The sequence below is a fragment of the Hydrogenophaga sp. 70-12 genome, assembly GCF_001897365.1.
GTDB lineage: Bacteria > Pseudomonadota > Gammaproteobacteria > Burkholderiales > Burkholderiaceae_C > Hydrogenophaga > Hydrogenophaga borbori.
On record NZ_MKSS01000018.1, the window covers coordinates 1 to 25,736 of the forward strand.

The 25,736-nt window shown below is 72.2% G+C and carries 29 protein-coding genes; 20 read left to right on the forward strand and 9 right to left on the reverse strand.

Going from position 1 to position 25,736, the window contains the following annotated elements:
* Positions 1–34: 34 nt before the first annotated feature.
* Entirely contained in the window at positions 35–535 is a 501-nt protein-coding gene (locus BGO22_RS01225; protein ID WP_070400894.1) for a TspO/MBR family protein, read from the reverse strand.
* A gap of 37 nt (positions 536–572) precedes the next feature.
* A complete protein-coding gene (locus BGO22_RS01230) occupies positions 573–884 on the reverse strand; it encodes a cupin (protein WP_204743628.1) in 312 nt (103 codons plus the stop codon).
* Between the two features lie 128 nt (positions 885–1,012).
* On the opposite strand from BGO22_RS01230, the gene BGO22_RS01235 reads away from it, so the two are divergent.
* Positions 1,013–2,050: an AraC family transcriptional regulator gene (locus BGO22_RS01235; RefSeq protein ID WP_286848418.1), complete on the forward strand. Its 1,038-nt coding sequence runs from the start codon at positions 1,013–1,015 to the stop codon at positions 2,048–2,050.
* Positions 2,051–2,065: 15 nt separating this feature from the next.
* Here the strand turns inward: BGO22_RS01235 and BGO22_RS01240 are convergent, their stop codons facing one another.
* The gene (locus tag BGO22_RS01240) at positions 2,066–2,947 is read right to left on the reverse strand and encodes an alpha/beta fold hydrolase (protein WP_286848419.1); all 882 of its coding nucleotides are present in this window, start codon (positions 2,945–2,947) and stop codon (positions 2,066–2,068) included.
* Between the two features lie 173 nt (positions 2,948–3,120).
* On the opposite strand from BGO22_RS01240, the gene BGO22_RS01245 reads away from it, so the two are divergent.
* Positions 3,121–3,381 carry a DUF2789 domain-containing protein gene (locus BGO22_RS01245; RefSeq protein ID WP_070400891.1) on the forward strand — a complete coding sequence of 87 codons (261 nt, stop codon included), beginning with the start codon at positions 3,121–3,123 and terminating at the stop codon, positions 3,379–3,381.
* 10 nt (positions 3,382–3,391) lie between these two features.
* Here the strand turns inward: BGO22_RS01245 and BGO22_RS01250 are convergent, their stop codons facing one another.
* The 5 genes from BGO22_RS01250 to BGO22_RS01270 all read right to left on the reverse strand — a co-directional run bounded on the left by BGO22_RS01250 (position 3,392) and on the right by BGO22_RS01270 (position 8,821).
* On the reverse strand, positions 3,392–3,904 hold the full coding sequence (locus tag BGO22_RS01250; protein WP_070400890.1) for an OsmC family protein: 513 nt from the start codon (positions 3,902–3,904) through the stop codon (positions 3,392–3,394).
* 114 nt (positions 3,905–4,018) lie between these two features.
* Positions 4,019–5,632, reverse strand: coding sequence for a DHA2 family efflux MFS transporter permease subunit (locus BGO22_RS01255; protein ID WP_286848422.1), 1,614 nt, complete (start codon positions 5,630–5,632; stop codon positions 4,019–4,021).
* A 2-nt stretch (positions 5,633–5,634) separates the two neighbouring features.
* Entirely contained in the window at positions 5,635–6,867 is a 1,233-nt protein-coding gene (locus tag BGO22_RS01260) for an HlyD family secretion protein (protein ID WP_204743626.1), read from the reverse strand.
* A 23-nt stretch (positions 6,868–6,890) separates the two neighbouring features.
* The gene (locus BGO22_RS01265) at positions 6,891–8,324 is read right to left on the reverse strand and encodes an efflux transporter outer membrane subunit (protein WP_286848425.1); all 1,434 of its coding nucleotides are present in this window, start codon (positions 8,322–8,324) and stop codon (positions 6,891–6,893) included.
* A complete protein-coding gene (locus BGO22_RS01270; protein WP_070400887.1) occupies positions 8,321–8,821 on the reverse strand; it encodes a MarR family winged helix-turn-helix transcriptional regulator in 501 nt (166 codons plus the stop codon). The genes BGO22_RS01265 and BGO22_RS01270 overlap by 4 nt, the downstream gene beginning before the upstream one ends.
* A gap of 206 nt (positions 8,822–9,027) precedes the next feature.
* Between BGO22_RS01270 and BGO22_RS01275 the strand changes: the two genes are divergently transcribed.
* The gene (locus BGO22_RS01275) at positions 9,028–10,410 is read left to right on the forward strand and encodes an FAD-containing oxidoreductase (protein WP_286848428.1); all 1,383 of its coding nucleotides are present in this window, start codon (positions 9,028–9,030) and stop codon (positions 10,408–10,410) included.
* A 12-nt stretch (positions 10,411–10,422) separates the two neighbouring features.
* Here BGO22_RS01275 and BGO22_RS01280 read toward each other — a convergent pair whose 3' ends face one another.
* Positions 10,423–11,538, reverse strand: a complete 1,116-nt coding sequence (locus tag BGO22_RS01280; RefSeq protein ID WP_286848430.1) for a hypothetical protein — start codon at positions 11,536–11,538, stop codon at positions 10,423–10,425.
* Positions 11,539–11,632: 94 nt separating this feature from the next.
* On the opposite strand from BGO22_RS01280, the gene BGO22_RS01285 reads away from it, so the two are divergent.
* The 17 genes from BGO22_RS01285 to BGO22_RS01365 all read left to right on the forward strand — a co-directional run.
* A complete protein-coding gene (locus BGO22_RS01285) occupies positions 11,633–12,625 on the forward strand; it encodes a Bug family tripartite tricarboxylate transporter substrate binding protein (protein WP_286848432.1) in 993 nt (330 codons plus the stop codon).
* Positions 12,626–12,629: 4 nt separating this feature from the next.
* Entirely contained in the window at positions 12,630–13,103 is a 474-nt protein-coding gene (locus BGO22_RS01290) for a DUF3237 domain-containing protein (protein WP_419880042.1), read from the forward strand.
* Positions 13,104–13,142: 39 nt separating this feature from the next.
* Positions 13,143–14,039 (forward strand): LysR family transcriptional regulator, encoded by an 897-nt coding sequence (locus BGO22_RS01295; protein WP_070400882.1) that lies wholly within the window; start codon positions 13,143–13,145, stop codon positions 14,037–14,039.
* Between the two features lie 149 nt (positions 14,040–14,188).
* Positions 14,189–15,238, forward strand: coding sequence for a porin (locus BGO22_RS01300; protein WP_083293321.1), 1,050 nt, complete (start codon positions 14,189–14,191; stop codon positions 15,236–15,238).
* A gap of 4 nt (positions 15,239–15,242) precedes the next feature.
* Entirely contained in the window at positions 15,243–16,796 is a 1,554-nt protein-coding gene (locus BGO22_RS01305) for a sulfatase family protein (protein ID WP_286848436.1), read from the forward strand.
* A 14-nt stretch (positions 16,797–16,810) separates the two neighbouring features.
* Complete coding sequence (locus BGO22_RS01310) at positions 16,811–17,776, forward strand: Bug family tripartite tricarboxylate transporter substrate binding protein (RefSeq protein ID WP_286848437.1); 966 nt, start codon at positions 16,811–16,813, stop codon at positions 17,774–17,776.
* A gap of 46 nt (positions 17,777–17,822) precedes the next feature.
* The gene (locus BGO22_RS01315; protein ID WP_070400879.1) at positions 17,823–18,428 is read left to right on the forward strand and encodes an SAM-dependent methyltransferase; all 606 of its coding nucleotides are present in this window, start codon (positions 17,823–17,825) and stop codon (positions 18,426–18,428) included.
* Positions 18,429–18,484: 56 nt separating this feature from the next.
* Positions 18,485–19,765, forward strand: coding sequence for a glutamate-5-semialdehyde dehydrogenase (locus BGO22_RS01320; protein ID WP_070400878.1), 1,281 nt, complete (start codon positions 18,485–18,487; stop codon positions 19,763–19,765).
* Positions 19,766–19,851: 86 nt separating this feature from the next.
* Complete coding sequence (locus tag BGO22_RS01325; protein ID WP_070400877.1) at positions 19,852–20,241, forward strand: DUF488 domain-containing protein; 390 nt, start codon at positions 19,852–19,854, stop codon at positions 20,239–20,241.
* 25 nt (positions 20,242–20,266) lie between these two features.
* A complete protein-coding gene (locus tag BGO22_RS01330; RefSeq protein WP_286848442.1) occupies positions 20,267–20,656 on the forward strand; it encodes a YciI family protein in 390 nt (129 codons plus the stop codon).
* A gap of 92 nt (positions 20,657–20,748) precedes the next feature.
* Positions 20,749–21,198 (forward strand): SRPBCC family protein, encoded by a 450-nt coding sequence (locus BGO22_RS01335; RefSeq protein WP_083293320.1) that lies wholly within the window; start codon positions 20,749–20,751, stop codon positions 21,196–21,198.
* Positions 21,199–21,205: 7 nt separating this feature from the next.
* Positions 21,206–21,682, forward strand: a complete 477-nt coding sequence (locus tag BGO22_RS01340) for an anthrone oxygenase family protein (RefSeq protein ID WP_286848443.1) — start codon at positions 21,206–21,208, stop codon at positions 21,680–21,682.
* Positions 21,679–22,128, forward strand: a complete 450-nt coding sequence (locus tag BGO22_RS01345; protein WP_070400874.1) for an SAM-dependent methyltransferase — start codon at positions 21,679–21,681, stop codon at positions 22,126–22,128. The genes BGO22_RS01340 and BGO22_RS01345 overlap by 4 nt, the downstream gene beginning before the upstream one ends.
* A gap of 34 nt (positions 22,129–22,162) precedes the next feature.
* Complete coding sequence (locus BGO22_RS01350) at positions 22,163–22,525, forward strand: DUF1304 domain-containing protein (RefSeq protein WP_070400873.1); 363 nt, start codon at positions 22,163–22,165, stop codon at positions 22,523–22,525.
* A 2-nt stretch (positions 22,526–22,527) separates the two neighbouring features.
* Positions 22,528–22,914, forward strand: coding sequence for a RidA family protein (locus tag BGO22_RS01355; protein WP_070400872.1), 387 nt, complete (start codon positions 22,528–22,530; stop codon positions 22,912–22,914).
* A 124-nt stretch (positions 22,915–23,038) separates the two neighbouring features.
* Positions 23,039–24,331 (forward strand): glutamate--cysteine ligase, encoded by a 1,293-nt coding sequence (gshA, locus tag BGO22_RS01360; RefSeq protein ID WP_070400871.1) that lies wholly within the window; start codon positions 23,039–23,041, stop codon positions 24,329–24,331.
* A gap of 146 nt (positions 24,332–24,477) precedes the next feature.
* A partial coding sequence (locus BGO22_RS01365; RefSeq protein ID WP_286848446.1) for a potassium transporter Kup occupies positions 24,478–25,736 on the forward strand: 1,259 nt, incomplete at its 3' end.

The window sequence follows — 25,736 nt, forward strand, 5'->3', positions numbered from 1 at the left end:
CGATTCCGCTGCGCTGAGCGCGGCGCCGCGCGCGCTACAGCAGGCCCGGGTTGCGCTGCCAGACCGAGAAGCTGAGCGCGGTGGCGAAACAGACCCAGGCCAGGTAGGGCGCCAGCAGCACGGCCGCCAGCGGCCGGATGCGCGCGAAAACCGCCATGGTGGCGACGATGAGCGCGACGAGGAGCAAGATCTCGATGAAGGCCCACTGGCCTTGCCGCCAGGCGAAGAAGAGCCAGGTCCACGCCGCGTTGGCGGCGAGCTGGGCGAAAAACAGCACATAGGGCGTGGCGCCCGCGTCGAGGCGGCGTGCGCGCCACACCAGCCAGGCCGACAGGCCCATCAAGACGTAGAGCAGCGTCCAGACCGGACCGAACAGCCAGGGCGGTGGCGCCCAGGCGGGGCGGTCCAGGCTGAGGTAGAAGGCCGGCGCGCTGGCCGAGGCGATGGCGCCGACGCCGCCCGCCGCCAGGGTGAGCAGCAGCCAGAAGGCCAGGCTGGGCAGGCGGGAACCGGTGTCCGGGGAGGTGGTGTTCATGGGGATGGGGGGCAATCGGTGTGCCGGCTGTGGGGGCTCACACCGAGCCGGCGTGTTCCACCACCAGGATGCGCGCGGCGCCGCGCGGATGCGCCACGTGCTCGCAGCCCACGTCGGCGAAGAACACGTCGCCGGTCTCCAGCACCACCATGGATTCGACTCCGCCGGCGCGGTAGTGCATTTCCACCACGCCATCGAGCACGGCGAAGACCTCCTGCCCGTCGTTGACGTGCCAGCGGTAGGGCTGGTCCGTCCAGTGCAGGCGGGTGGTGATGCCGTTCATGCAGGCAATGTCGAGCGCGCCCCAGGCGCGTTCGGCGCGGTACTCCTTTGCGCGGACGATCTTCATGGTGGCTTGACTCCTTCAGGCGCCAGGGCGGATTCTGGCGGAGCTTGTCGGCCGGGAACAGACAGGGGGCGACTTGCCCGACGGCCCCGCCGGGGGGATGGGGGAAATTGGCCGACACTGCGAGGTCCATGCCCACGCCACCGCACCCGCCCACCGTTCTGGCCCGCATCGGCGGGTTCATTCTGGACGCCGCGCAGGCGCGCGGGGTGGAGCTGCCTGTGCTGCTGGCGCGCACGGGCTTCGATCCGGCGGTGCTGGACGAGGCGGACGCGCGCATGGCGCTCGCACAGGAAAACGCGCTGTGGGACACGGCGGCCGAACTGGCGGGCGATGCCGGCTTCGGTCTGTGGGCGGCCACGCGCATCCGCCCTGGCGCCTTCGACGCGCTCGACTACGCCGTACGCACCGCCCCGGACCTGCTGAGCGCCCTGCAGCGCCTGGCGCGCTACAACCGCCTGGTGCATGACCTGGCGAGCTTTCGTGTGATCGACGAGGGCACGCGCGTGGCGGTGGAGCACGGCTTTGCCGCGCCGGGCCAGGCGCCGGGCTGGCAGGCCAGTGACTTCACCCTGGCCTCGCTGCCGGTCGTGGCCTCGCAAATGCTCGGCCAGCGCGTGACCGCGCTGGCGGTGGAGGTGGCGCACGCGGCGCCGATCGATGCGCGGCCCTACGTGCAGGCGTTCGGCGTGACGCCCCGGTTCGGCGCACCGGTGTCGAAGCTGGTCTTCGACGCCGCCCTGCTGCGCCGGCCGCTGCCCAACGCAGACCCGGGCCTCTCGCGCATCGTCACGGCGCACGCCGATCGCCTGCTGGCCGAGCGCGCGCCCGGCGGTATCGACGGCGGCGTGGTGGCGCAGGTGGGCCAGCTGATCGGCGAACGCATCGCCAACGGGCCGCCCAGCCTGGGCGAGATCGCCCGCGCCCTGCACACCAGCGAGCGCGGCCTGCAGCGGCAACTCGAGGCGCAGGGCACGCGGTTTTCCGAACTGGTGGACCGGGTCCGGCATGAACTTGCCTTGCGCTACCTGGCCGACCGCCGCCTGGCGCTGGGCGAGGTGGCCTACCTGCTGGGCTATGCCGAGCCCAGCCCGTTCCACCGGGCGTTCAAGCGCTGGACCGGTAGGACGCCGGCGGCGGCCCGGCGGGAAAGCCCGCGGCGGCACTGAGGGCGTTCGCATGGCTCAACGGGCGCGCGCGGCCAGGCGCTCCCGCAAGAAGTCCAGCACGCGCGGGGCGACCTGGCCGGGACATTCCAGGTGCGGGTAGTGTCCCGCGCCCTCGACGAGCATCAGCTCGGCGCCGATGCCCTGCGCCAGCCAGCGCGCCTCGGCCGTGGCGTCCGCGAAGTCGGGGTCGCGCGTGCCCATCACCACCAGGGCCGGCACGCGGCTGTCGGGCAGCATGGCCTCGGTGTCGGCCTTGGACAGGCCCACCATGGTGCGCAGCGCGTCCATGCGGCCGGGTTCGCGCAGGTTGCGGCGCAGGGCCTCCCTGGCCTCGGCATGGTCCGGCGGGCGGCGCAGCGGAAACAGGCTGTTCCAGTAGGCCATCCAGAAGGCCAGGCGCCAGGGGCCGGCGAAGCCGAGGCGCAGCACGGCCCGCATCAGCGGATTCGGCGGCGCATCGCGCACGATGGGGCCGAGCAGCACCACGCCGTCCACCCCTTGCGGTGCCTGGCGCGCGGCCCACAGTGCGGCGCCGGCCGCGAAGGAGTTGCCCAGCACGATGGCGGGCCCGCTGCGCAGGTGCTCGATGAGCCGCACCACGTCGCGGCCGACGGCGCGGGCCGACAGCTCGGACCACGAGGCGGAGGAATCGCCGAAGCCGCGCACGTCCAGGGTGAGCACGCGCCAGCCGGCCGCCACCAGGGCGGGGCGCAGCGCGCGGTATTCGCCGCGCAGGTCGCCCATGCCGGGCACGCAGACCACCACGGGGCCCGCGCCACCTGTGTCGTCGTAGGCCAGGCGCCCGCCTTCGGTGTCGAGAAAGCGGGTGGGCAGCGGGGTGGCGGCGCTCGCCGCCGGGGCGTCCAGCGCCGTGGCCAGGTTGATGCGGGAAAGCATGTCGATCTCGGTGTGTGTCTGGAGGGCCCCAGTGTGCGGCGCGGCGGCCTGGCCGGCGATGACCTCGGGCGCCAGCCTCTTGACGCGAGGCGACAAGGCGCGGCCTTGGCCTACACGGCCGGGGCCCGGCGGTGTCCGACAATCCCCCCATTCAAGCGCTCAGGAGATTGCCGATGGACGAGACCACCCCCCGTATGACCAACCTGTTCCTGCAGCTGGGGCTCGATGCCGGCGAGCGGGAGATCGCGGGCTTCATCCAGGCCCACCAGCTGGCGGCGGACGTGGCCCTGTGCGACGCCCCGTACTGGAACGAGGCCCAGCGCCAGTTCCTGAGCGAACAGATCAAGGCCGACGCCCCCTGGGCCCTGGTGGTGGACCAGTTGAACGAAGCGCTGCACGAGGACGCGGTCCGGCGCCGGGCCGAGCGCGGCTGAGGCGCGCCGCTCAGCCCACCTGGATATCGGCCTTCACGTTCAGGGCGCGCCGCAGCGCATCGCCCACCGGCGAGTGGGCCTCGGCCCAGTGCACCAGCTCGCGCAGCGTGGGCTCGGGCACGCCCGGGGCGGCGATGCGCACGCTGAGCACCACGTCCAGCGGCCCGGCCGCCACGCCCTCGGCGCCGAGCAGGCCGCGGTTGTCCGAGCGGCTGCCCACGGTCACTTCCAGCTGGCTCAGCTCGATGCCGAGCTGGGCCGCGCGCAGGGCGATCATGGTGGCGTCGCAATTGGCCAGCGCGGCGCGCAGGTACCAGCCCGGCGTGGGCGCGCTGCCGCCGCCGCCGATGGGCGCCGGCATGTCGGTGATCAGCGTTTCCCCCTTGGGGCCCACGGCCTTGCAGCGCAGGCCCGATTCGAGGGTGGCCACGGCCGGTTTGTCCTGGGACAACGCGTCCTGCGGCCGCTCCGCGAAGTGCTTCGCGAGCTGTTCCACGGATTGGCGGATGTGTGCTGCGCTCATGGGTCCACTCCTGGCGGCGCGGGGCCGGTTGGGGAACGTGCGGGGAGAGCCGGTGCGGATGATGGCAGCCAGCGGCGGGCGAGCCAAGCCCGCTCGCCGGCGCCTGGCCTGCGCTCAGTGCGCGCCCGCCGCCGCTTCCGCCGCGGCCGCCGAGGGCGCGCCGTCGCGCCGGGGCACGCGCGTCAGCCACACCAGCGGGATCAGCGCCAGGAACAGCATGGACGACAGCCAGAAGATGTCGTTGGCGGCCATGGTGAAGGCCTGTTGCTGCAGCATCCGGTCGATGGCGGCCAGGGCCTGCGGCTGCGTCATGCCGCCGTTGGCCAGGCCGGCCAGCGCCGCCTGCGCGGCCGGGCTGCCGTGGTTGATGGCCTCGGCCAGGTGCGCGTGGTGCAGGGCGGCGCGGCTCTCCCACACCGTGGTGGCCACCGAAGTGCCCACCGCGCCGAAGGTGATGCGCACGAAGTTGGACAGGCCCGCCGCCGCCGGGATGCGGTCGGGTGTGAGGCCCGAGAGCGTGAGCGTGTTCAGCGGAATGAAGAAGAAGGCCACCGCCACGCCCTGCACGATGGTGGGGATGAGGATGGTGGTGAAGTCCGCCTGCGTGGAGAAGTGCGAGCGCATCAGCATCACCAGGGCGAACACGCCGAAGGAGAAGGTGACGTAGCGGCGCGCGTCCACCTTCGCGATGGTGCGGCCCACGAAGGGCGAGAGCACGATGGCCAGCAGTCCCACCGGCGCGGTCACCATGCCGGCGTCGGTGGCGGTGTAGCCCATGAACTGCTGCAGCCACAGCGGCAGCAGCACCACGTTGCCGAAGAACAGCCCGTAGGCCACCGAGACGGCCATGGTGCCGGCCCAGAAGTTGCGGCCCTTGAACAGCTTCAGGTCCACCACCGGGTGCTCGTCGGTCAGCTCCCAGGCGATGAAGAAGGCGAAGCCGACGACCGCCGTGAGCGCCAGGCCCACGATCAGCGGCGAGGCGAACCAGTCGTGCTCCTTGCCCAGGTCCAGCACCATCTGCAGGGCGGCGATCCACACCACCAGCAGCGCCAGGCCGATGCGGTCGATGGGCAGCTTGCGCACCGCGCTTTCGCGGCGGTGGTAGACGCGCCAGATGAAGAAGGCCGCCAGCAGGCCCACCGGCACGTTGATGTAGAAGATCCAGGGCCAGGCGATGTTGTCGGTGATCCAGCCGCCCAGCAGCGGGCCCATCACCGGCGCCACCAGCGTGGTCATGGCCCAGGCGGCCATGGCGCGGCCGGCCTGTTCGCGCGGGTAGCTCTGCAGCAGCAGCGCCTGCGACAGCGGGATCATGGGGCCGGCCACGAAGCCCTGCAGCACGCGAAAGGCGATCAGCGTGGGCATGTTGGGTGCCAGGCCGCACAGCAGCGAGGCCAGCACGAACAGCAGCACGCTGGTCACGAACAGCCGCACCTGCCCCAGGCGCTGCGTGAGCCAGCCGGTGAGCGGCACGGCGATGGCGTTGGCCACCGCGAAGCTGGTGATGACCCAGGTGCCCTGGTTGGGGCTGACGCCCAGGTCGCCAGCGATGGCGGGCAGCGAGACGTTGGCGATGGACGTGTCGAGCACGTTCATGAACGTGGCCGCCGAGATGGCGAGCGTGCCCCACAGGCGCGCGCTGCCTTCGAGCGGCGGGTGCGCGCCCGCGGGCGGCGTGCCCGGCTTCGCGGGGGCCGCGCCGGGCGCGGCGGCGGTGTCGGCCATGGTCAGAGCGCGCGCTGGGCGAGGGTGGAGGCGCCGAGGTTGGCCTGGATGATGCGCCGCACCAGCGCGTCGGCGTCGGCGCCGGTGTGCTCGAAGGCCTGGGTGGCGGCGTGCGCGGCGGTGGGCGCGCTGGCCAGGGTCTTGCCGTCCTGCTGGCGCACGTTCACCGTCGCTTCCATCGACAGGCCCACGCGCAGCGGGTGCTGGTCGAGCTGGCCGGGGTCGAGCGCGATGCGCACCGGCACGCGCTGCACCACCTTGATCCAGTTGCCGGTGGCGTTCTGCGCCGGCAGCAGGGCGAAGGTGGAGCCGGTGCCCACGCCCAGACCGACCACCTGGCCGGTGTAGCGCACGTCCTTGCCGTAGACGTCGGCGGTGAGCTCGACGGGCTGGCCCAGGCGGATGTGGCGCAGCTGCACCTCCTTGAAGTTCGCGTCCACCCACACCTGCTGCAGCGGCACCACGGCCATCAGCGGCGTGCCGGCGGCCACGCGCTGGCCGAGCTGCACGGTGCGCTTGGCGACGTAGCCGTCCACCGGCGCGGGCAGCGTCAGGCGCTGCGTGGCGAGCCAGGCCTCGCGCACCTTGGCGGCGGCGGTCTGCACCTGCGGGTGCCGCTCGACCGAGGTGCCCTCGGTCATGGCGCGGTTGCTGGCGAGCTGTTCGCGCGCGGCGGCCAGCGCGGCCTCGGCGGCCGACTGCACGCTGCGCGCGGCCGCGAGCTGGGCCTCGGCGTGCTGCAGCTCTTCCTTGGAGACGGCGCCGTTGCCGGCCAGCGACTGGCGGCGGTTGAGGTCATCGCCCGCGCGCGCCACCTCGTTGCGGGCCTTGGCCACGTCGGCCTGGCGTGCCGCCACCTGGGCGTCGAAGGCGCCGTTGTCGGCGTAGAGCTTGCGCACCTGGCGCACGGTCTGCGCGAGCTGCGCCTCGGCCTGTTCGAGCGCCAGCGTGGCGTCGGCCGGGTCGAGTTTCACCAGGGGCTGGCCCGCTTTCACGAAGTCGGTCTCGTCGGCCAGGATGGCCTGCACGGTGCCGCCGATCTGCGGCGTGATCTGCACCACGTCGCCCTGCACGTAGGCGTTGTCGGTGGTTTCGTAGTGGCTGGCGATCAGCCATTCGTAGGCGCCGGCGGCCAGGCCGCCCAGCACCACCACGGTGGCGATGGCGAGCAGGGCTTTCTTGCGGCGCGGGTTGCCGGCGGGGGCGTTCGGGGCCGTTGCGGTGTTCGTGCTCATGGTGAAGGAGGGGGTGTTGGGCTTCAGGGTTGTTCGGTGGACGCGCGCCAGCCGCCGCCCAGGGCCTGGGCCAGGTTCACCTGGGCCTGCAGGGCGCGCGTGCGCAGGTCGACGTCGAGGCGGCGCTGGGCCAGCACGGCGGTTTCGGCGGACAGCAGCTGCAGGTGGTTGGACAGGCCCGCGCGGTAGCGCTGCTCGGCGATGGAATAGGCCGATTCGGCCGATTGCAGGGCCTGCTGCTGCTGGGCGCGCTGCTGGGCCACCGAGCGCGCGGAGGCGAGCTGGTCGGCCACCTCGTGCACGGCCTCGATGACGGCGGCGTTGTAGCTCTCGATGGCGGTGTCGAGCTCGGCGTTCTTGCCGCTCAGGTTGGCGCGCAGGCGCCCGCCATCGAAGATCGGCAGGCGCACGGCCGGTCCGATGCCCCACTGCCGGGCGCCGCCGCTGAAGAGCTGGTCGAGCCCGATGCTGGACAGGCCGACATAGGCCACCAGGTTGATGTTGGGATAGAACTGGGCGCGCGCGTTGTCCACCTCGCCGCGCGAGGCCTGCACGCGCCAGCGCGCGGCGGCCACGTCGGGGCGCCGGCCGAGCAGGTCGGTGGGGATGGCCTGGGGCTCGGGCAGCGGGCGCAGGCCGGCCAGGCGCGGCGCCTGGGGCGCCGGGTCCTGCGTGGGCTGGCCGCTCAGCGCCGCCAGCGCGTGGCGCGTGAGCTGCATCTGCTCGCCGATGGCCTCGATCTGCTGGCGCGCCTCGGGCACGGCGCCCTCGCTCTGGCGCTGTTCGAGCACGCCGTCCAGCCCGGCCGAGACGCGCTGATTGACCAGGGCCAGCATGCCCTCTCGCTGCGCGAGCGCGCGCTGCGCCAGTTCGTGCTGGTCCTGCAGGCGCGCCAGCTGCACGTAGCCGCGCACCACGTTGGTGGCCAGCAGCGTGCGCGCGGCGGCGGCTTCGGCCTGCGCGGCCTGGGCCGTGCCCAGGGCGGCGTCGAGCGCGGCGCGGTGCTTGCCGAAGAAATCGATTTCCCAGGAGCCGTTGAGCTGCAGCGTGGCCGTGTCCTCGACGCTGCCGGCCAGGGGTGGGGGCACCATGCCCTTGGCGGTGAAGCGCTGGTGCGTGGCGTCGAACTGGCCGTTGAGCTGCGGGCCGCTGGTGGCGTCGACGCCGTCGACGGCGGCCATGGCCCGGGCCACGCGCGCCTGCGCCACGCGCAGGTTCGGGTTGCCCTGCAGGGCCTGCTCCACCAGGCGGTCGAGCTGCGGATCGCCGAGCGCGCGCCACCACTGGGGCTCCACCGGCGCCACCTCGGCGGCGGCGCGCGATTCGCTCAGGCCCAGCGAGGCGGCGTCGCGCAGCTGCGCGCTGGACGGCGTGGTGCCTTGCATGCTGGCGCAGCCCACGAGCGCGGCGGCGGCCAGGGGCGCGAGCAGCCAGCGGCTCTTGAAGGAACGGTTCATGCGCGCTCCTTCGTGGCCAGCGTTTGTGCGTTGGCCAGCATGCGCCGCAGCAGCGACTTCAGCGTGTCGAACTCCTCGCGCGTGAAGCCGGCCAGCAGCTCGTTCTGCACCTTGCACAGCGCGCTGGGGATGTGTCCGGCGGTGGCGCGTCCTTCGGGCGTGAGCTCCAGCTTCACCACGCGGCGGTCGGCGGCCGAGCGCTCGCGCTGGATGAAGCCCTTCTCTTCGAGCCGGTCGATCATGCGCGTGGTGGCGCCGGTGTCGATGCGGCATTCGCGCGCCAGCTCGGACGAGGTGCTGGCCATGGCCATGTGCAGCTTGAACAGCGGCATCCACTGGGCCTCGGTCAGGCCCAGGGGGGCGAGTTCGCGCTCCACCTCGTTCGCGCTGGCGACGAGGATCTGGCGCATCAGCCGGCCCACGGAGTCGTCCGGGCGCAGGGTGTCGGGGTGGTAGAAGGCCGTGTCGCCGGCCGGGGAGGGGGGTGGGTGTTTCATGGTTGGGCAGGAATTTAACTGCCTAGGCAGTTATTGACCAGGCATTAAATCACTGCAAACAGGGGTTTTCCGGCCGGGGGGCGGCAATGCCGGCCTTGCGGACAGGGGCTTTCTCGGCTACTTAGTGGCTGGCGCGCGGCCGGCACGCGCCTTGCCGGCCGCCACGCCACCCGGGGAGGCCCTCAACACCGCCACAGGAGACGCCCATGCCCATCGACACCTTCGATGCCATCGTCGTCGGCGCCGGCCAGGCCGGTCCGGCCATCGCCGCGCGCTGCCACCGCGAAGGCCTGCGCACCGCCGTCATCGAGCGCGCCGAATTCGGCGGCACCTGCGTGAACCACGGCTGCATCCCCACCAAGACGCTGGTGGCCAGTGCGCGCGCCATCCACCTGGCGCGGCGCGGTGAGGAATTCGGCTTCGCCACCGGCCGGTTGCGGGTGGACTTCGCGCGCGTGATGGCGCGCAAGGAAGCGGTGGTGGCCCAGTCGCGCGAGGGCGTGGAGCAGTGGATGCGGGGCCTGGACAAGGTCGAGGTGATCCTGGGCGAGGCCCGCTTCGTCGCGCCCGGCCGCCTGCGCGTGGGCGAGCGCGAGCTGCGGGCGCCGCGCATCTTCCTCAACGTCGGCGCGCGCGCCGCGCGCCCGCCGCTGGACGGCATCGACCGCGTGCCCACGCTGGACAACCAATCGATCCTGCGGCTGGACACGCTGCCCCGGCACCTGGTGATCATCGGCGGCAGCTACATCGGCCTGGAGTTCGCGCAGGTGATGCGCCGCTTCGGTGCCCGGGTGACGGTGGTGGAGAAGTCCGCGCGCCTGCTGCCGCGCGAGGACGAGGACGTGGCCCAGGCGATCCGGGAGATCCTGGAGCGCGAGGGCGTGCGCTTCGAGCTGGGCGCGGAGTGCATCGCGCTGGCGCCGCGCCAGAGCGGCATCGCGGTGGGCGCGCGCTGCGAGCGCCGGCCGCCGCGCCTGGTGGGCAGCCATGTGCTGCTGGCCGTGGGGCGCCAGCCCAACACCGAGGGACTGAACCTCGGCGCGGCCGGCATCGAGGTGGACCCGCGCGGTTACATCCGCGTGGACGAGCAATGCCGCACCAGCGCCGAGGGCGTGTGGGCGGTGGGCGAATGCAACGGCCGCGGCGCCTTCACGCACACCGCCTGGAACGACCACGAGGTGGTGGTGGCCAACCTGTTCGATCAGGACCCGCGCCGGCTGTCGGACCGCATCGAGGCCTACGCGCTCTACACCGACCCTCCGCTGGGCCGCGTGGGCCTGGCCGAGGCGAAGGCGCGCGAGAGCGGGCGGCCGCTGCTGCGGGCCACCCTGCCCATGCACCGCGTGGGCCGCGCGCGCGAGGCCGGCGAAACACAGGGCCTGATGAAGGCGGTGGTGGACGCGCAGACCCGCCAGCTGCTGGGCGCGAGCCTGCTGGGCTACCGCTGCGACGAGGCCGTGCACGGCCTGCTGGACCTGATGAGCCTGAAGCAGCCGGTGGACGGCCTCATCCGCTCGATGCCGATCCACCCGACGGTGTCGGAGTTGCTGCCGACGCTGCTGCAGGCGCTGGAGCCGGTGAAGGACTGAGCGCCCGGGGCCTCAGGCCAGGCAGCGGCGCAGCGCCCCGGTCAGGGCGTCCACCTCGTCCGCGCGCAGGGCGATCAGTTCCAGGGTGAGCACGCCCTCGGCCACGCCGTGTTCCATCACCCAGACCGGCGGGTCCTGCCGCCGCAGCGCCTGCGCGGCGGCGCGCGCCGCTTCGGCGCCGCCCGCGAAGCGCAGCCGCACGCGCGGGACGGGCGCGCCCAGCGGGTCGGGCATTCGCATGGCCTGCACGCCGGGCAGGCCGCCCAGGGCGTCCACGGCCTGGCGCACCTTGGCTTCCTGCTGGCGCGACCAGGCGCCCAGGTCCAGCGCGCGCCGCTCGTGCAAGGCCGCGAGCACGCCCACCAAGGCCTCCTTGCTCGGCTTCATGGCGCGGCCGATGCCCTTCTGCTGCGCGCGCACCGCCTCGATGAAACCGGCCTCGCCGACCACCAGGCCCGCCGTTGGCGCGGCCAGGTACTTCTGCGCGCTCAGCACCACGGCGGCCGGCTGCAGCGCCACCAGCTCGCGCACGCGCAGGTCCTGCGCGGCACCGTCGATGACCACAGGCACGCGGGCCGCGCGCGCGGCCTCGGTCGCGGCGGCGAAGTCGAACGCCGGGTCGCGCGTGAGGCGCGAGGACACCAGCAGCAGGCAGCCCACCTCGGGCGCCGCCAGCGCGGGCAGCCAGTCGTCGGCGGTGCAGCGTTCGGGCTGGCCGCAGGCGCGCACCGTGCCGCCGGCCAGGCGGATGTCGGTGGCCAGCGGGTGGCCGTAGTCGATCAGGTGCGGCGCGGGCACCACCACCGCGCGGCGCAGGCCTTCGCTGTCGGGCAGCTGCGCGATGCGCCGCGGGTCCGTGCCCGCCATGGCCGCCGCCACGCACAGCGTGATGCCCGCCGCCGCGCAGTGCACCACCGTGCCCGCCGCCGCGCCGCTGAACGCGGCGAGTTCGCGCGAGGCCAGGTCCTGCCATTCGTCGATGACCAGAAAGCGCTGCAAGGCCCAGGCCGTGGCCTCGGCCACCGCGGGCGAGGCCCGCGACACGCCCACGGGCGTGAAGGTGCCGGCGGCGTTGAGGGGCTGGTCGAACGGCGGCAGTCCGTGCAGCAAGGCTGGTGTGGTGGTCATGGCAGCTAGGGGATTCCCCAGGAACGATTCGCTTTGTCAATCATTCTGACAAGCCTAGATTGCGCGGTTCCCCTCAATTCACCGGAGACCCGCCATGACCCCCCGCCCAACCACCGCGCTGCGCCGACTCGGCCAGTGGCTGATGCCGCTGCTGGCCCTCGGCGGCGCCATGCCCCTGGCCGCGCAGACCTGGCCCACCCGCCCGGTGACGCTGGTGGTGGGCACGCCGGCGGGTGGCGCGGTGGACGTCTATGCCCGCACGCTCGGCGAGCAGCTGGCGCGCCAGACCGGCGGCACCTTCGTGGTCGAGAACCGCGCCGGCGCCAACGGCAACCTCAGCGCCGAGCAGGTGCGCAAAGCCGCGCCCGACGGGCACACGCTGTGGATCAGCACGCAGGCCATGTTCACCATCAACCCCTCGGCCTACCCGGCGCTGCCGTGGAAGCAATCGGACTTCAAGCCCATCGCCAAGGGCGTGGAGAGCCCGCTGGTGCTGGTCGTGCACCCCTCGGTGCCGGTGGACCGGCTGGCCGATCTGGGCCCCTGGCTCAAGGCCCACGCGGACAAGGCCGCCTACGCCTCGTTCAGCCCGGGCACGCCCTCGCACTTCCTGGGCTTCCAGTTCAGCGAGCGCCTCAAGGTGCCCATGGTCCACATCCCCTACAAGGGCTCGGCGCCGCAGATCACCGATCTGCTGGGCGGCCAGGTGCCGCTGGGCTTCACGCAGCTGCAGAGCGCCCTGCCGCACGTGCAGAGCGGCAAGCTCAAGGCCCTGGCGGTCACCTCCGCCCAGCGCTCGCGTTTCCTGCCGCAGGTGCCCACGCTCGCGGAGCTGGGCCATGGCGACCTGAATACCACGGTGTGGTTCGGCCTGATGGCGCCCGCCGGCACGCCGCCGGCGGTGACCGACGCGATCATGGCGGCGGCGGTGAAGGCGCAGGCCGACGCCGGCTACAAGGGCAAGCTCGAAGCCCAGGGCTTCGACGTGCCGGCCGAGAGCGGCGCGGCGTTCGAGAAGACCATCGCCACGGAAACCGCGCGCTGGGCGCAGGTGGTCAAGGCCACGGGGTTCAAGGCGAATGACTGAGCGCGTGGACACCGCCGCGCCGGCCGCCCCGGGGCTCGACTTTTTTGCGCAGCTCAGCGTGCAGGTGGGGCCGGTGCACGAGATCGGTCCCACGCCGGCCGGCAACCGGCGCGTCATTCCCATCACGGGCGGAACGGTGCGCGGCGACGGCTGGACGGGGCGCGTGCTGCCGGGCGGGGCCGATTTCCAGGCCATCGTGACGCCCTCGCTGGCGCGGCTGGACGCGCGCTACGTGCTCGAGACCGACGGCGGCGACCTCATCTACGTCAGCAACCAGGCGATTCGCGTGGCGCCACCGGCGGTGACCGCGAGCCTGGTGCGTGGCGAGCCGGTCGATCCCTCGCTGGTGTACTTCCGCTGCGTGCCCGCGTTCGAGACCTCGTCGGCCGCGCTGGGCTGGATCAACGAGCGCCTCTTCGTCGGCAGCGGCGTGCGCCACCCGGACCGCGTGGACATCGCCTGCTTCGCGCTGCGCTAGGCTCAGGCGCGGCGCGCCGCGCCGGACCAAGGACCGCCGATGGACATCCGCCAGCTCAAGTACTTCGTCGGCATCGCCGAGGCCGGTAGCCTGACCGAAGCCTCGCGGCGCCTGCACATCGTGCAGCCCGCGCTGAGCCAGCGCCTGGGCGACCTGGAGCGGGGGCTGGGCGTGAAGCTGGTGGTGCGCGGCCGCGTGGGCACCGCGCTCACGCCGGCCGGCACCGAGCTGTACGAGCGCGCCAAGCGCATCCTGCGGCAGATCGACTACGCGGCCGCGGCCACGCGCGAGAAGGCCGGCGTGGTGGAGGGCGTGCTCAGCATCGGCCTGCTGCGCAGCCTCTCGCCGCTGCTCAGCGCGCGGCTGTTCGGGGCCATCCGCGAAGCGATGCCGGGCGTGCAGCCGCAGATTCGCGTGGGCTACTCGGCCGAACTGGAGCGCCTGCTGCACAAGGGCGAACTGGACATGGCCACGCTGGTGTCGGCCACGGCCGTCGAGGGGGCGCGTGGCACGGCCTTTTCGGAGCGCTTGGCCCTCGTGGGCTCGCGCGAGCGGCTGCGCGCGCTGCCGCGGCGGCCGCGGCTCCAGGACGCGCTGGCGGTCGAGCTGCTGCTGTCGCCCATGCAGCCGGCGCACCGCCTGGTGATGGACGCGTCCGAGCGCCTGGGCCTGTCCCTGCGCATCCTCGGCGGCATCGAGGACCTGTCGTCGATGCTGGAGCTGTGCGAGCAGGGCGTGGGCGCGACCATTCTCTCGACCTTCGCCGCGCGCCGCGCCGTGCAGCGCCCGGGGCTGATCGCGCTGCCCATCGCCGAGGGTGGGCTGGAGCGGCATGTGCGCATCGCCATGGCGCCCGAGGCCGGCTGGTCCGAGGCCATGCTGGTGGGCGAGTCCCTGCTCGCGCGCCTGTTGTCCGAGGCCGTCAAGCGCTCTTGATGCTCTCGTTCGGGTAGCAAGGAGTCCTTTGGTGGTCGGGTCCCGGGTCGATCCATTGCGCAACGCAATGGCGGCCTCATGACAAAGTATTGGGCGCGCGGACACCACGCTGACACAGTGCGACCTCCCGATCACCCAGAGGAGACACTGTGAAGCACCCCATCCGCCAGGCCCTGACGCTGGGCCTCCTGGCCGCCCCGGGCCTGAGCGCCCTGGCCCAGGACGTCGGCCTCTACGGCATCGCCGACCTGTACGTCGGCAGCATCCGCGGCAGCGACTCGCGCACCGTGGTGAACGAAGGCGGCAACGCTGTCTCGCGGCTGGGCTTTCGCGGCAAGGAGGACCTGGGCGGTGGGCTGTCGGCCCACTTCGTTCTGGAAATGGGCCTCACCATGGACAACGGCACCATCCCCCTGGGTGGCGGTTTTGGCCGCCAGTCCTTCGTGGGCCTGCAGGGTCCGTGGGGCACCGTCGAGGCCGGGCGCCAGTACACGCCGCTCTTTTTCAACCTGCTGGCCACCGTGCCATTCGGCATGAACGCGAACTGGGCCCCGGTGCAGCTCGCGGGCAGCGTGGACAGCCAGCCCGCGGCCGCGCGCACGGTGGGCCTGGCGATGCGCCAGTCCAACCTGCTGCGCTACCGCTACGGCGGCGGTCCGCGGGCCAAGGGGCTGCGCGTGGACGTGGCGGTGGCGCCGGACGAAGGCGCCGCCGGCCTGGGCGGCATCCTGGCCTTCGGCGCCAGCTACCGCGGCGAGCGCTACTTCATCGGCTACGCGGCCCAGCGCCTGGACAGCGGCAGCGCCGCCGCCACGCCGTTCCACAACCAGACCCAGGGCCTGAACGGCAGCTACGCGATCGGCGGCCTCACCCTGTCGGCCGCCTACCTGGTGTCGGACAGCACCGCCCCCGGCGCGCGCCGCGCGGCGCACACCGTGCTCGGCGCCGCCTACGACCTGGGCCCGCACCGCTGGATGGCCGAGCTCAACCGCCGCGACCTGCGCAACAGCCCGAACGACGCCCAGGCCATGGCGGTGGGCTACGACTACCGGCTGAGCAAGCGCACCACGCTGTACGGCCGTCTGCTGCGCCTGAACAACCAGGGCACGGCCGCGAACACGCTGGCGCTGGCCCCGGTCACCGCCGGCAGCGGCGACGACGTGCGCGCCCTGGCGCTGGGCATCCGCCACAACTTCTGAGCCCATGCGCCGACCCAACTTCCTGGTCATCGTCACCGACCAGCACCGCGCCGACCACCTGGGCTGCTACGGCCACCCGGTGCTGCGCACGCCGCACATCGACGCGCTGGCCGCGCGCGGCACGCGCTTCGAGCGCTTCCACGCCGCCAGCCCGGTGTGCATGCCCAACCGCGCCTCGCTGCTCACGGGGCGTTACCCATCGGCGCACGGGCTGCGCGTCAACGGCGCGGCGCTGTCGGTGCGCGCCACGACCTTCGTCGAGCAGCTCCGGCGCGCCGGCTACCGCACGGCCAGCATCGGCAAGAGCCATGTGCAGCCCATGACGGACCGGCCGGCCGAAGGCGGCGCGGCGGCGCCCGCCGTCGACGCCTGGAAAGACGACGGCGGCGACTACACGCAGGAACAGCCGGGCCACTACGCGGGCCTGGACCGCCACCCGTTGCACACGCCGTACTACGGCTACGACGAAGTGGACCTGGTGACCTTCCATGGCGACCAGGCGGGCGGCCACTACCTGCAGTGGCTGCGCCGCCACCTGCCGCAGGCCGATCGGCTGCGCGATCGCGCGAGCCAGCTGCCGCACGGCTACGTGTGCCCGCAGGCCCACCGCACCGCGATCCCTGAGGCCTTCTACCCGACGAGCTACATCCGCGACCGCGCGGTCGACTTCCTGCGCGGCACGCGCGGGCAGGAACAGCCCTTCTTCGCCTTCGTGTCCTTCCCCGACCCACACCACCCCTTCACGCCGCCCGGCCGCTATTGGGGGCTGTACGACCCGGCGGACTTCACGCTGCGTTTGCCCTACGAGGCGCACCACAACCCGCCGCCGCCGATCGGCTGGTGCCGCGAGCGTTTTCTGGACGGCAGCCGCCAGCGCCAGGGCCCGCACGACGCCTTCTTCGCCACCGAGCGCGAGATCCGCGAGGCCATGGCGCTGAGCGCCGGCATGATCGCCATGATCGACGACGCGGTCGGCGACATCGTGCGCGCGCTCGACGACAGTGGCCAGCGCGAGGAGACGGTGATCGTCTTCACCTCGGACCACGGCGACTACCTGGGCGACTTCAACCTGATGCTCAAGGGCGCGCTGGCCTCGCGCGGCATCACGCGCGTGCCCTTCATCTGGTGCGATCCGCGCCAGCCCGCGCCGGCGGTCAGCCAGGCGCTCGCCTCCACCATCGACATCGCGCCCAGCGTGCTGGCGCGCGCCGGCGTCGAGGCCTACGGCGGGCTGCAGGGCCGCTCCCTGCTCGGCTGCCTCGACGGCCAGGGCCGCGGGTGGGACGCGCTGCTGATCGAGTACCAGGACAGCCGCACGCGCCAGGGCTTCCAGCGCCCGGCCTGCGTGCGCAGCCTGCTGACCGAGCGCCACCGCCTCAGCGTCTACCAGGGCGAGTCCTGGGGCGAGCTGTACGACCACCAGCAGGACCCCGGCGAGACCCACAACCTCTGGGACGCGCCCGGGCACCGCGACACCCAATCCCAACTGATGCAACAACTGCTGCGCAAGATGCTCGCCGCGGTGGACAGCAGTCCACCAGCGCGCTACGCGGCCTGAAGGAGACAGCCACCATGCAACGCCGCCATTTCATCGCCGCCTCGGCCCTGGGCCTGGCCCGCATCCCGTCCGCCTGGGCCAGCGATTGGCCTTCGCGCCCGGTCCGCGTCATCGTGCCCGGCGGCCCGGGCTCGCCCGCCGACGTGGCCATCCGCGCCCTGCAGGACGTGCTCGCCCGCCAGCTCGGCCAGGCCATCGTGGTGGACAACCGCCCCGGCGGCCAAGGGATCATCGGCGTCGAGGCCCTCGCCAAGGCCGCGCCGGACGGCTACACCGTCGGCCTCATCAACCTGCAGTCGGCGGTCACGCCGGCCCTGCGCGCGAAGACGCCCTTCGACCTGCAGCGCGACTTCGTGGCCGTGACCCAGCTGACCACCGAGTCGCCCGTCCTGCTGGCGCGCCAGGGCCTGGGCGTGAAGACCCTGGCCGAGCTGGTGGCCCTGGCCAGGCGCCAGCCCGGGCAACTCACGCTGGGCAGCGCGGGCGCGGGCACCCCGTCGCACCTGGGCATGGCGCTGCTGCAGCGGGCCGCCGGCATCGAGCTGCGGCACGTGCCGTACCGCACCATCGCCGCGGCCGTCACCGACCTGACGGGCGGCACGGTGGACGTGGTGCTCTCCGGCTCGGCCGCGGCGCAGCAGGGCCTGAACGCCGGCCGGGTGGTGGCGCTGGCCATTGCCGCGCCGCAGCGCAAGAAGGCTTTCCCCGGTCTGCCCACGCTGGCCGAGGAAGGCTACCCCGGCATCGATCTGCGCGGCTGGACCGGCGTGGCCGCGCCCGCCGGCACGCCCGCGCCCATCGTGGCGCGGCTGGAGCGCGCCCTGGTCGCGGCCCTGGCCGACCCGAACGTGGCCTCGCGCATCGAGACCTCGGGCGCGGAGCCCGGTGGCGCCGAAGGTGCCGCCTTCGGCGCCTTCGTGGCCAGCGAGTCGAAGCGCTGGCGCCAGGTGGTGGTGGACGAGAAGATCACCCAGGATTGAGGGGGGCGGGCCACGGGCCGCGCCCCGCCGAGGCAGACTCGGGCCCATGACCCCCCCGCACAGCGTCGATTTTTTCGACCGCCAGTTCCAGCGGCAGATCGCCGAGGGCGAGCACGCCCTCAACCCCTTCGAGCGCGCGACCCTGCCGCACCTGCGCGGGCGGACGCTCGACTTCGGCTGCGGCCTGGGCCACCTGGCCCTGGAGGCGGCGCGCCGGGGCTGCACGGTCGAGGCGCTGGACGCGAGCGCCTCCGCCATCGCCCACCTGCGCGCGGTGGCGGCGCGCGAGTCGCTGCCGCTGCGCGCCACCGAGGCCGACCTGCGCGATCGCACGCCCGAGGGCCGCTACGACACCGTGGTCTGCATCGGCCTCCTGATGTTCTTCGACTGCGCCAGCGCCTGGCGCCAGCTGGCGGCGCTGCAGGCGGCCACCGAGCCCGGCGGCGTGCTGTCGCTCAATGTGCTGATCGAGGGGACCACCTTCCTGGGCATGTTCGGGCCCGAGGGCCACTGCCTGTTCGAGCCCGGCCGCGTGCGGGAGCGTTTCGCTGGCTGGGAACGGCTGCACGAGGCCATCGACAGCTTCGAGGCGCCCGGCGGCACCACCAAGCGCTTCCTCACCCTGATCGCGCGCCGGCCCCTGGCGGCCTAGGTGCATGGCGCGGGCGCCCGGGCGCTTGTCGGCCCCCGGTGCGAAAATCCCGACCCATGAACGCCAGCAACACCACCGAACTCATGCACACCCTGGGCCAGCAGGCCCTGGCGGCGTCGCGGCTCATGGCCAAGGCCAGCGTCGCGGCCAAGGCCCAGGCGCTGCGCCGCCTGGCCGCCCTGCTGCGCGAGGCCGGTGAACCACTGGCGCTGGAGAACGCCAAGGACCTGGAGCGCGCCCGCGCCAACGGCCTGGCCGAGCCCATGGTCGACCGCCTGAAGCTCACGCCCAAGGTGATCGAGACCGCCGCCCAGGGCTGCGAGCAGCTCGCCGCCATGCCCGACATCATCGGCGAGCTGATGGGCATGCGGCAGATGCCCAGCGGCATCCGCGTGGGCCAGATGCGCGTGCCCATTGGCGTCTTCGGCATGATCTACGAGAGCCGCCCCAACGTGACGATCGAGGCCGCCTCGCTCGCCATCAAGAGCGGCAACGCCGCCATCCTGCGCGGCGGCTCCGAGGCCATCGACTCCAACCGCGCCCTGGCCGCCCTGGTGCAGCGCGCGCTGATCGACGCCGGCCTGCCGGCCGACGCGGTGCAGCTCGTGCCCACCACCGACCGGGCGGCCGTGGGCCAGCTCATCGCCATGCCGCAGTACGTGGATGTGATCATCCCGCGCGGCGGCAAGGGCCTGATCGAGCGCATCAGCGCCGAGGCCAAGGTGCCCGTCATCAAGCACCTGGACGGCAACTGCCACACCTATGTGGACGACCCCTGCGACATCGCGCTCGCGGTGAAGGTCACCGACAACGCCAAGACGCAGAAGTACAGCCCCTGCAACGCCACCGAAAGCCTGCTGGTGGCGCGCGGCGTGGCGAAGGACTTCCTGCCGAAGATCGGTGCCGTCTTCGCGGCCAAGGGCGTGGAGATGCGCGCCTGCCCCGAGAGCAAGGCCCTGCTGGCCGGCGTGGCCGGCGCGACCCTGGTGGACGCCAGCGAGCAGGACTGGTTCGAGGAGTACCTCGCGCCCGTTATCAGCATCAAGCTGGTGGACGGCGTGGACGAGGCCATCGCCCACATCAACCGCTACAGCAGCCACCACACCGACGCCATCCTCACCACCGACCACGGACACGCCCAGCGTTTCCTGCGCGAGGTCGATTCGGCCAGCGTGATGGTGAACGCCAGCACCCGCTTCGCCGACGGCTTCGAGTACGGCCTGGGCGCCGAAATCGGCATCAGCACCGACAAGTTCCACGCGCGCGGCCCGGTGGGCGTGGAAGGCCTGACCTCGCTCAAGTACGTGGTGCTGGGCGAGGGTGAGGTGCGTGGCTGAGCGCCACCCCCCCAGGCTCGGCGCGGTTTGCGCGCCCGGGCCTGAACCGGCTACGCTGTCGCCGGTCGATGGAACCGGAGACAGCCATGGCGATCAGGGTGGTGCGGCTCGGCAGCCCGCGAGCGAACAACGAAGGCCTGCGCATCGGCACGGTGCGGCGTCCGCCGCGCGGCGTGCCCAAGAGCGAGTTCGCGCGCCAGGACTGGTACGACGTCTGGTTCCCCAACCTCGCGCCCAGCCTGCAGACCATGAAGCAGGCCCAGCAGGCCAAGACGCCGGCCGAGTGGGCCGCGTTCACACGCCGTTACCGCGCCGAGATGGCCACACCCGAGAATGCCCATGCGATCGCGCTGCTGGCGGCGATGTCGCACGGCAGCGACTTCTCGGTGGGCTGCTACTGCGAGCACGAGTCGCACTGCCACCGCTCCGTGCTGCGCGAGCTGCTGGCCGCGGCCGGCGCGGACCTGGCCCACTGAACCCGTTCTTCTGGAGACACCGCCCATGAGCGAATTCCTGCTGCTGTCCCGAGGCCAATGGGACGCCGACCGGTCCCCCGAACAGATCCAGGGCGCCATCGACGCCTTCTACGCCTGGTTCGGCGAACAGGCCGCGGCCGGCGTGCTGCGGGCCGGCAGCCGCCTGGGCACGGGCTGCCGGCTGGTGACGCGCGAGCGCGTGCTCGACGGGCCCTTCACCGAGGCCAAGGAGATCATCGGCGGCTACTGGTTCATCACCGCCGGCAGCCTGGACGAGGCCGCGCGCATCGCCTCGCGCAACCCCTGCCTGGCCTCCGGGCTGAGCTTCGAGATCCGACCGCTGGAGGCCGAGCGCGCGAGCGCGTTCCGCGACGGCAACGAAACGCCCAGCGGGCGGGCCGCGGCGGCGCGCTGAGCCCCGCGGCGTCGGGGTTTACCCGGGGCGTGTCGACAACCGGGGGTGTCGGCCGTCGTTTGGGTTTCCCCAGCCCCCGAAAGGACCTGTCCATGAGCACCCCACTGCAACGCCTGAACTACCGCACGCACATCCACGCCCCCGTCGAACGGGTCTGGGCCACCATGCTCGCCGACGACGGTTACCGCGACTGGACCTCGGCCTTCATGGAGGGCTCCTACTACGAGGGCAGCTGGGAGCAGGGCGCGCGCATCCGTTTCCTCTCGCCCTCGGGCGAGGGCATGGAAGCGCAGATCGCGCAGAACCAGCGCCACGTGTTCCTGTCGATCCGCCACCTGGGCATGGTGTCGCCGGGCCAGCCGGCCGTGCCCCACGAGGGGCCGCCCGCCTACGAGAACTACCGCTTCGCGCCGGAGGCCGGTGGCACGCGGCTGGACATCGAGCAGGATGTGCCCCCCGAGTACGCGGCCATGATGGACGAGAGCTGGCCCAAGGCCCTGGCCCGCCTCAAGGCCTTGTGCGAAGCGCCCGCGCGCGCCTGAGCGTCCCATGGCCACGCTGCTGCAGGGGATCGCCATCGCCGCCATCGTGGGCGGGGGCCTGGTCACCGGCCTGCTCTACGCCTTCTCCCTGGTGACCATGCGCGCCCTGCTCGAACAGCCGGCCGAGGCCGGCATGAGCACCATGCAGAGCATCAACCGGCTGATCATCCGCCCGCTGTTCCTGCTGCCCTTCCTGGGCACGGCCGTGCTGTGCCTGCTGCTGCTGATCGGCGCGCTGTGGCAGGGCGGCGCCGGGGCGATCGCCTGGTGCGCGGGCGCGCTGGCCTACCTGATCGGCCCGCTGGGCGTGACCATGGCCTGCAACGTGCCGCTCAACGACCGCCTGGCGCGCACCGACCTGCGCGAGGCGCCGGTGCTGTGGCCGCGCTACGTGCGCGACTGGCTGCGCTGGAACCACGTGCGCAGCGCGCTCGGCGCCGTGTCGCTGGCGCTGCTGGCGCTGGGCCTGGCGTTGAAGGCATGAGCGCGCTCTCGCCGCGGCTCGCCGCGATCGTCGACGCGCTGCCGCTGCGCCCGGGCCTGCGGGTGCTGGAGATCGGCTGCGGCCCGGGCGTGGCGGCGCGCGCGGTGGCCGAGCGCCTGGGGCCCTCGGGGCACGTGCTGGGCATCGACCGCTCGGCCAAGGCCATCGCGCAGGCCCTCGCGGGCTCGCGCGAGGCGCTGGCCTCGGGGCGCCTGGCGTTTCGCGAGGTGGCGGTGGAGGACTTCGCGCTCGCGCCCGGCGAAGCGCGCTACGACATCGCCTTTGCCGTTCGCGTGGGCGCCCTCGATGGGCGCCACCCCGAGGCCGGCCGGCGCGCGATCGAGCGGCTGCGCGCGGCGCTGGTGGACGGCGGGCGGCTGTTCATCGACGGCGGCGACCCGCTGCGCGAACTGGCGCTCGGCGGCCGCGAGGCCCGCCCGCGTTAGCATCGCCCGGTCCGATTTCCCGGAGACCCCGCCCATGCTTGCCACCCTCGCCAACGCCGTCGTGCTGCTCGTGGCCCTGCTGCACGTCTACATCCTCGTGCTCGAGATGTTCCTGTGGGACAAGCCCAAGGGCATGAAGGCGTTCAATCTCACGCCCGAGTTCGCGGCCCAGACCAAGACGCTGGCGGCCAACCAGGGCCTCTACAACGGCTTCCTGGCGGCGGGCCTGTTCTGGGGCCTGGCGCTGGGCCCCGAGGGTTTTGCGGTCAAGGTCTTCTTCCTGCTGTGCGTGCTGGTGGCCGGCCTCTACGGCGCGGCCACGGCCAGCAAGCGCATCCTGTTCATCCAGGCGGTACCGGCCACGCTCGGCCTGGTGCTGCTGCTTCTGGGCCGTTGACCATGCCACGCACCCTCATCTCATCGGGCTCCACCTTCGAACAGGAGATCGGCTACTCGCGCGCCGTGGTCCAGGGCGACTGGGTCTTCGTTTCCGGCACCACCGGTTTCGACTACACCACCATGGACATCGCGCCCGGCATCGAGGCGCAGACCGAGCAATGCCTGCGCAACATCGAGGCCGCGCTGCAGCAGGCCGGCGCCGGCCTGCGCGACGTGGTGCGGGTGACCTATGTGCTGCCCGACGGCAGCGAATTCCCGAAAACCTGGCCGGTGCTGCGCCGCTTCTTTGGCGAGGTGCGGCCGGCGGCCATGATGATCTCGGCCGGCCTGGCCGACCCGCGCATGCGCATCGAGATCGAGGTGACCGCGCTCCGGTCGTCGGGCTGAGGCCCCTCGGGCGCCGGCGGGCCACCGAGCCGCCAGCCGGGCGCGGGGGCGCCGGCGGGCGCTTGGAATGCCCGTCACCGTCCCCATTTACACTGGCCCTCCCGCCCGGTTCCCCCGCCCCGCCATGGTCCCCCACCTCGTCACCGCCCTCACCGGCCCGATCAACGAACTCGAGCAGCGCATCCTCGAATCCACGCCGGTGATCGAGCGCTGGTTCCGGCTGGAATGGATGGAGCACACGCCACCGTTCTACTGCTCGGTCGACGTGCGCAACGCGGGCTTCAAGCTCGCCCCGGTGGACACCAACCTCTTTCCCGCCGGCTGGAACCACCTCACGCCCGAGATGATTCCGCTGGCCGTGCAGGCCGCCATGGCCGCCATCGAGAAGATCTGCCCCGAGGCCAAGAACCTGCTGCTGGTGCCCGAGAACCAGCGCGACAGCTTCTACCTGAGCAACCTGGCCACGCTGCAGAAGATCTTCTACATGGCCGGGCTCAACGTACGCCTGGGCTCGCTGTCGAACGAGATCACCGAGCCCACGCGCATCGACCTGCCCGACGGCGGCCACGTCACGCTGGAGCCCCTGCAGCGCGGCAAGCGCCGCCTGGGCCTGAAGAACTTCGATCCCTGCACCATCCTGCTCAACAACGACCTGAGCGCGGGTGTGCCCGGCATCCTGGAAGAGCTGCACGAGCAATACCTGCTGCCGCCGCTGCACGCGGGCTGGGGCACGCGGCGCAAGAGCCTGCACTTCAAGGCCTACGAGGAAGTGTCCAAGCGCTTCGGCAAGCTGCTGGGCATGGACCCCTGGCTCATCAACCCCCTGTTCGCGCAATGCGGTCAGGTGGATTTCGAGGCCGACGCGGGCCTGGAATGCCTGCGCAGCAACACCGACGCGCTGCTCACCAAGGTGCGCCGCAAGTACAAGGAATACGGCATCAACGAGAAGCCGTTCGTGGTGATCAAGGCCGACAACGGCACGGGCGGCATGGGCATCATGACGGTGCGCGACGCCAAGGACATCGACAAGCTCTCGCCCAAGACCAAGGCGCGCATGGCGACGGTGCAGGCGGGCCAGGCGGTCAGCGAGGTGATCATCCAGGAGGGCGTGCTCACGCACGAGCGCATCAACAGCGCCGTGGCCGAGCCCGTGGTCTACATGATGGACCGCTACGTGGTCGGCGGCTTCTACCGCATCCACGCCGACCGCGGCGAGGACGAGAACCTGAACGCCCCGGGCTCCAGCTTCGTGCCCCTGGCTTTCGAGCAGAGCGCCCAGCTGCCGCAGCCCGGCGTGAAGCCCGGCGCCAGCGTGCCCAACCGCTTCTACATGTACGGCGTCATCGGCCGCCTGGCCATGCTGGCGGCGAGCTACGAGCTGGAAGCCACCGACCCCGAGGCCGAAAACCTCGACTGACAGGCCGGTCGGGGTTGTTGCGGTGCAACAAAATCCACGCAGACCATGGCTTTAGGCGCCCCAGCCGGTGGTGCCCCGCGTCTGGCGGGCGCAGAATCCGCCTCTTCTGAGTTCACGCCCCGCGGCAACCCGGTGGGGCTTCTCGCTTGAATTCCCGCGCTCCGTCCTCGCTGGCCGCCCTCACGCTGGGCGCCATCGGTGTGGTGTACGGCGACATCGGCACCAGCGTGCTGTACGCCGTGAAAGAGATCTTCGGGTCCGGCCACGTCCCCTTCACGCACGGCAACGTCTATGGCGTGTTGTCCATCATCTTCTGGACGCTGACGACCATCGTCTCGCTCAAGTACGTGGTGCTGGTGCTGCGCGCCGACAACGCGGGCGAAGGCGGCCTCATCGCCATGCTCGCGCTGGCCGCCAATGCGGTGAAAGACAAGCCGGCGCTGCGCCGCTCGCTGATGGTGATCGGCATCTTCGGCACCTCGCTGTTCTATGGCGACGGCGTCATCACGCCGGCGATCTCGGTGCTCTCGGCGGTCGAAGGCCTGACGGTGATTTCGCCCGCGCTGCAGCACTACGTGATCCCGCTGACCCTGCTGGTGCTGCTGGTGCTGTTCGCGGTGCAGAAGCGCGGCACGGGCGGCATCGGCCGCTACTTCGGGCCGATCACGCTGTTGTGGTTCCTCGCGGTGGCCGCGCTGGGCGTCTCGCACATCGTGCACCACCCCGAAATCCTGGGCGCGCTCAGCCCGCACCACGCGCTGCGTTTCCTGTGGCAGCAGCCGGGCATCAGCTTCATCATCCTGGGCGCGGTGGTGCTGGCCGTCACCGGCGCCGAGGCGCTGTACGCCGACCTCGGCCATTTCGGCAAGAAGCCGATCCGTCTGGCCTGGTTCGCGGTGGTCATGCCCTGCCTCACCCTGAACTACTTCGGCCAGGGCGCGCTGCTGCTGGCCGACCCGAGCGCGGTGAGCAACCCCTTCTTCCGCATGGCGCCCACCTGGGCGCTGCTGCCGCTGGTGGTGTTGGCCACGGCGGCCACGGTGATCGCCTCGCAGGCGCTGATCTCGGGGGCCTTCAGCGTGACCAAGCAGGCCATCCAGCTCGGCTACCTGCCGCGCCTGAACCTGCGCCACACCAGCGTGCGCGACACGGGGCAGATCTATATCCCCTTCGTCAACTGGGCGCTGTTCACCGCCATCGTGCTGGCGGTGGTGATGTTCAAGTCCTCCAGCAACCTGGCCTCGGCCTACGGCATCGCGGTCACCCTGGACATGCTCATCACCACCACGCTCACCTTCTTCGTCATCCGCTACGGCTGGAAATACCCGCTGTGGCTGTGCGTGGGCGCCACGGGCCTGTTCTTCGTCATCGACCTGGCCTTCTTCAGCTCGAACATGCTCAAGCT

What these genes read in the sequence shown, in the direction of transcription:
- BGO22_RS01225 (WP_070400894.1), bottom strand. Translation starts at nt 535, where the DNA reads ATGAACACCACCTCCCCGGACACCGGTTCCCGCCTGCCCAGCCTGGCC.
- BGO22_RS01230 (WP_204743628.1), bottom strand. Translation starts at nt 884, where the DNA reads ATGAAGATCGTCCGCGCAAAGGAGTACCGCGCCGAACGCGCCTGGGGC.
- BGO22_RS01235 (WP_286848418.1), top strand. Translation starts at nt 1,013, where the DNA reads ATGCCCACGCCACCGCACCCGCCCACCGTTCTGGCCCGCATCGGCGGG.
- BGO22_RS01240 (WP_286848419.1), bottom strand. Translation starts at nt 2,947, where the DNA reads ATGCTTTCCCGCATCAACCTGGCCACGGCGCTGGACGCCCCGGCGGCG.
- BGO22_RS01245 (WP_070400891.1), top strand. Translation starts at nt 3,121, where the DNA reads ATGGACGAGACCACCCCCCGTATGACCAACCTGTTCCTGCAGCTGGGG.
- BGO22_RS01250 (WP_070400890.1), bottom strand. Translation starts at nt 3,904, where the DNA reads ATGAGCGCAGCACACATCCGCCAATCCGTGGAACAGCTCGCGAAGCAC.
- BGO22_RS01255 (WP_286848422.1), bottom strand. Translation starts at nt 5,632, where the DNA reads ATGGCCGACACCGCCGCCGCGCCCGGCGCGGCCCCCGCGAAGCCGGGC.
- BGO22_RS01260 (WP_204743626.1), bottom strand. Translation starts at nt 6,867, where the DNA reads ATGAGCACGAACACCGCAACGGCCCCGAACGCCCCCGCCGGCAACCCG.
- BGO22_RS01265 (WP_286848425.1), bottom strand. Translation starts at nt 8,324, where the DNA reads ATGAACCGTTCCTTCAAGAGCCGCTGGCTGCTCGCGCCCCTGGCCGCC.
- BGO22_RS01270 (WP_070400887.1), bottom strand. Translation starts at nt 8,821, where the DNA reads ATGAAACACCCACCCCCCTCCCCGGCCGGCGACACGGCCTTCTACCAC.
- BGO22_RS01275 (WP_286848428.1), top strand. Translation starts at nt 9,028, where the DNA reads ATGCCCATCGACACCTTCGATGCCATCGTCGTCGGCGCCGGCCAGGCC.
- BGO22_RS01280 (WP_286848430.1), bottom strand. Translation starts at nt 11,538, where the DNA reads ATGACCACCACACCAGCCTTGCTGCACGGACTGCCGCCGTTCGACCAG.
- BGO22_RS01285 (WP_286848432.1), top strand. Translation starts at nt 11,633, where the DNA reads ATGACCCCCCGCCCAACCACCGCGCTGCGCCGACTCGGCCAGTGGCTG.
- BGO22_RS01295 (WP_070400882.1), top strand. Translation starts at nt 13,143, where the DNA reads ATGGACATCCGCCAGCTCAAGTACTTCGTCGGCATCGCCGAGGCCGGT.
- BGO22_RS01305 (WP_286848436.1), top strand. Translation starts at nt 15,243, where the DNA reads ATGCGCCGACCCAACTTCCTGGTCATCGTCACCGACCAGCACCGCGCC.
- BGO22_RS01310 (WP_286848437.1), top strand. Translation starts at nt 16,811, where the DNA reads ATGCAACGCCGCCATTTCATCGCCGCCTCGGCCCTGGGCCTGGCCCGC.
- BGO22_RS01315 (WP_070400879.1), top strand. Translation starts at nt 17,823, where the DNA reads ATGACCCCCCCGCACAGCGTCGATTTTTTCGACCGCCAGTTCCAGCGG.
- BGO22_RS01320 (WP_070400878.1), top strand. Translation starts at nt 18,485, where the DNA reads ATGAACGCCAGCAACACCACCGAACTCATGCACACCCTGGGCCAGCAG.
- BGO22_RS01325 (WP_070400877.1), top strand. Translation starts at nt 19,852, where the DNA reads ATGGCGATCAGGGTGGTGCGGCTCGGCAGCCCGCGAGCGAACAACGAA.
- BGO22_RS01330 (WP_286848442.1), top strand. Translation starts at nt 20,267, where the DNA reads ATGAGCGAATTCCTGCTGCTGTCCCGAGGCCAATGGGACGCCGACCGG.
- BGO22_RS01335 (WP_083293320.1), top strand. Translation starts at nt 20,749, where the DNA reads ATGAGCACCCCACTGCAACGCCTGAACTACCGCACGCACATCCACGCC.
- BGO22_RS01340 (WP_286848443.1), top strand. Translation starts at nt 21,206, where the DNA reads ATGGCCACGCTGCTGCAGGGGATCGCCATCGCCGCCATCGTGGGCGGG.
- BGO22_RS01345 (WP_070400874.1), top strand. Translation starts at nt 21,679, where the DNA reads ATGAGCGCGCTCTCGCCGCGGCTCGCCGCGATCGTCGACGCGCTGCCG.
- BGO22_RS01350 (WP_070400873.1), top strand. Translation starts at nt 22,163, where the DNA reads ATGCTTGCCACCCTCGCCAACGCCGTCGTGCTGCTCGTGGCCCTGCTG.
- BGO22_RS01355 (WP_070400872.1), top strand. Translation starts at nt 22,528, where the DNA reads ATGCCACGCACCCTCATCTCATCGGGCTCCACCTTCGAACAGGAGATC.
- gshA (WP_070400871.1), top strand. Translation starts at nt 23,039, where the DNA reads ATGGTCCCCCACCTCGTCACCGCCCTCACCGGCCCGATCAACGAACTC.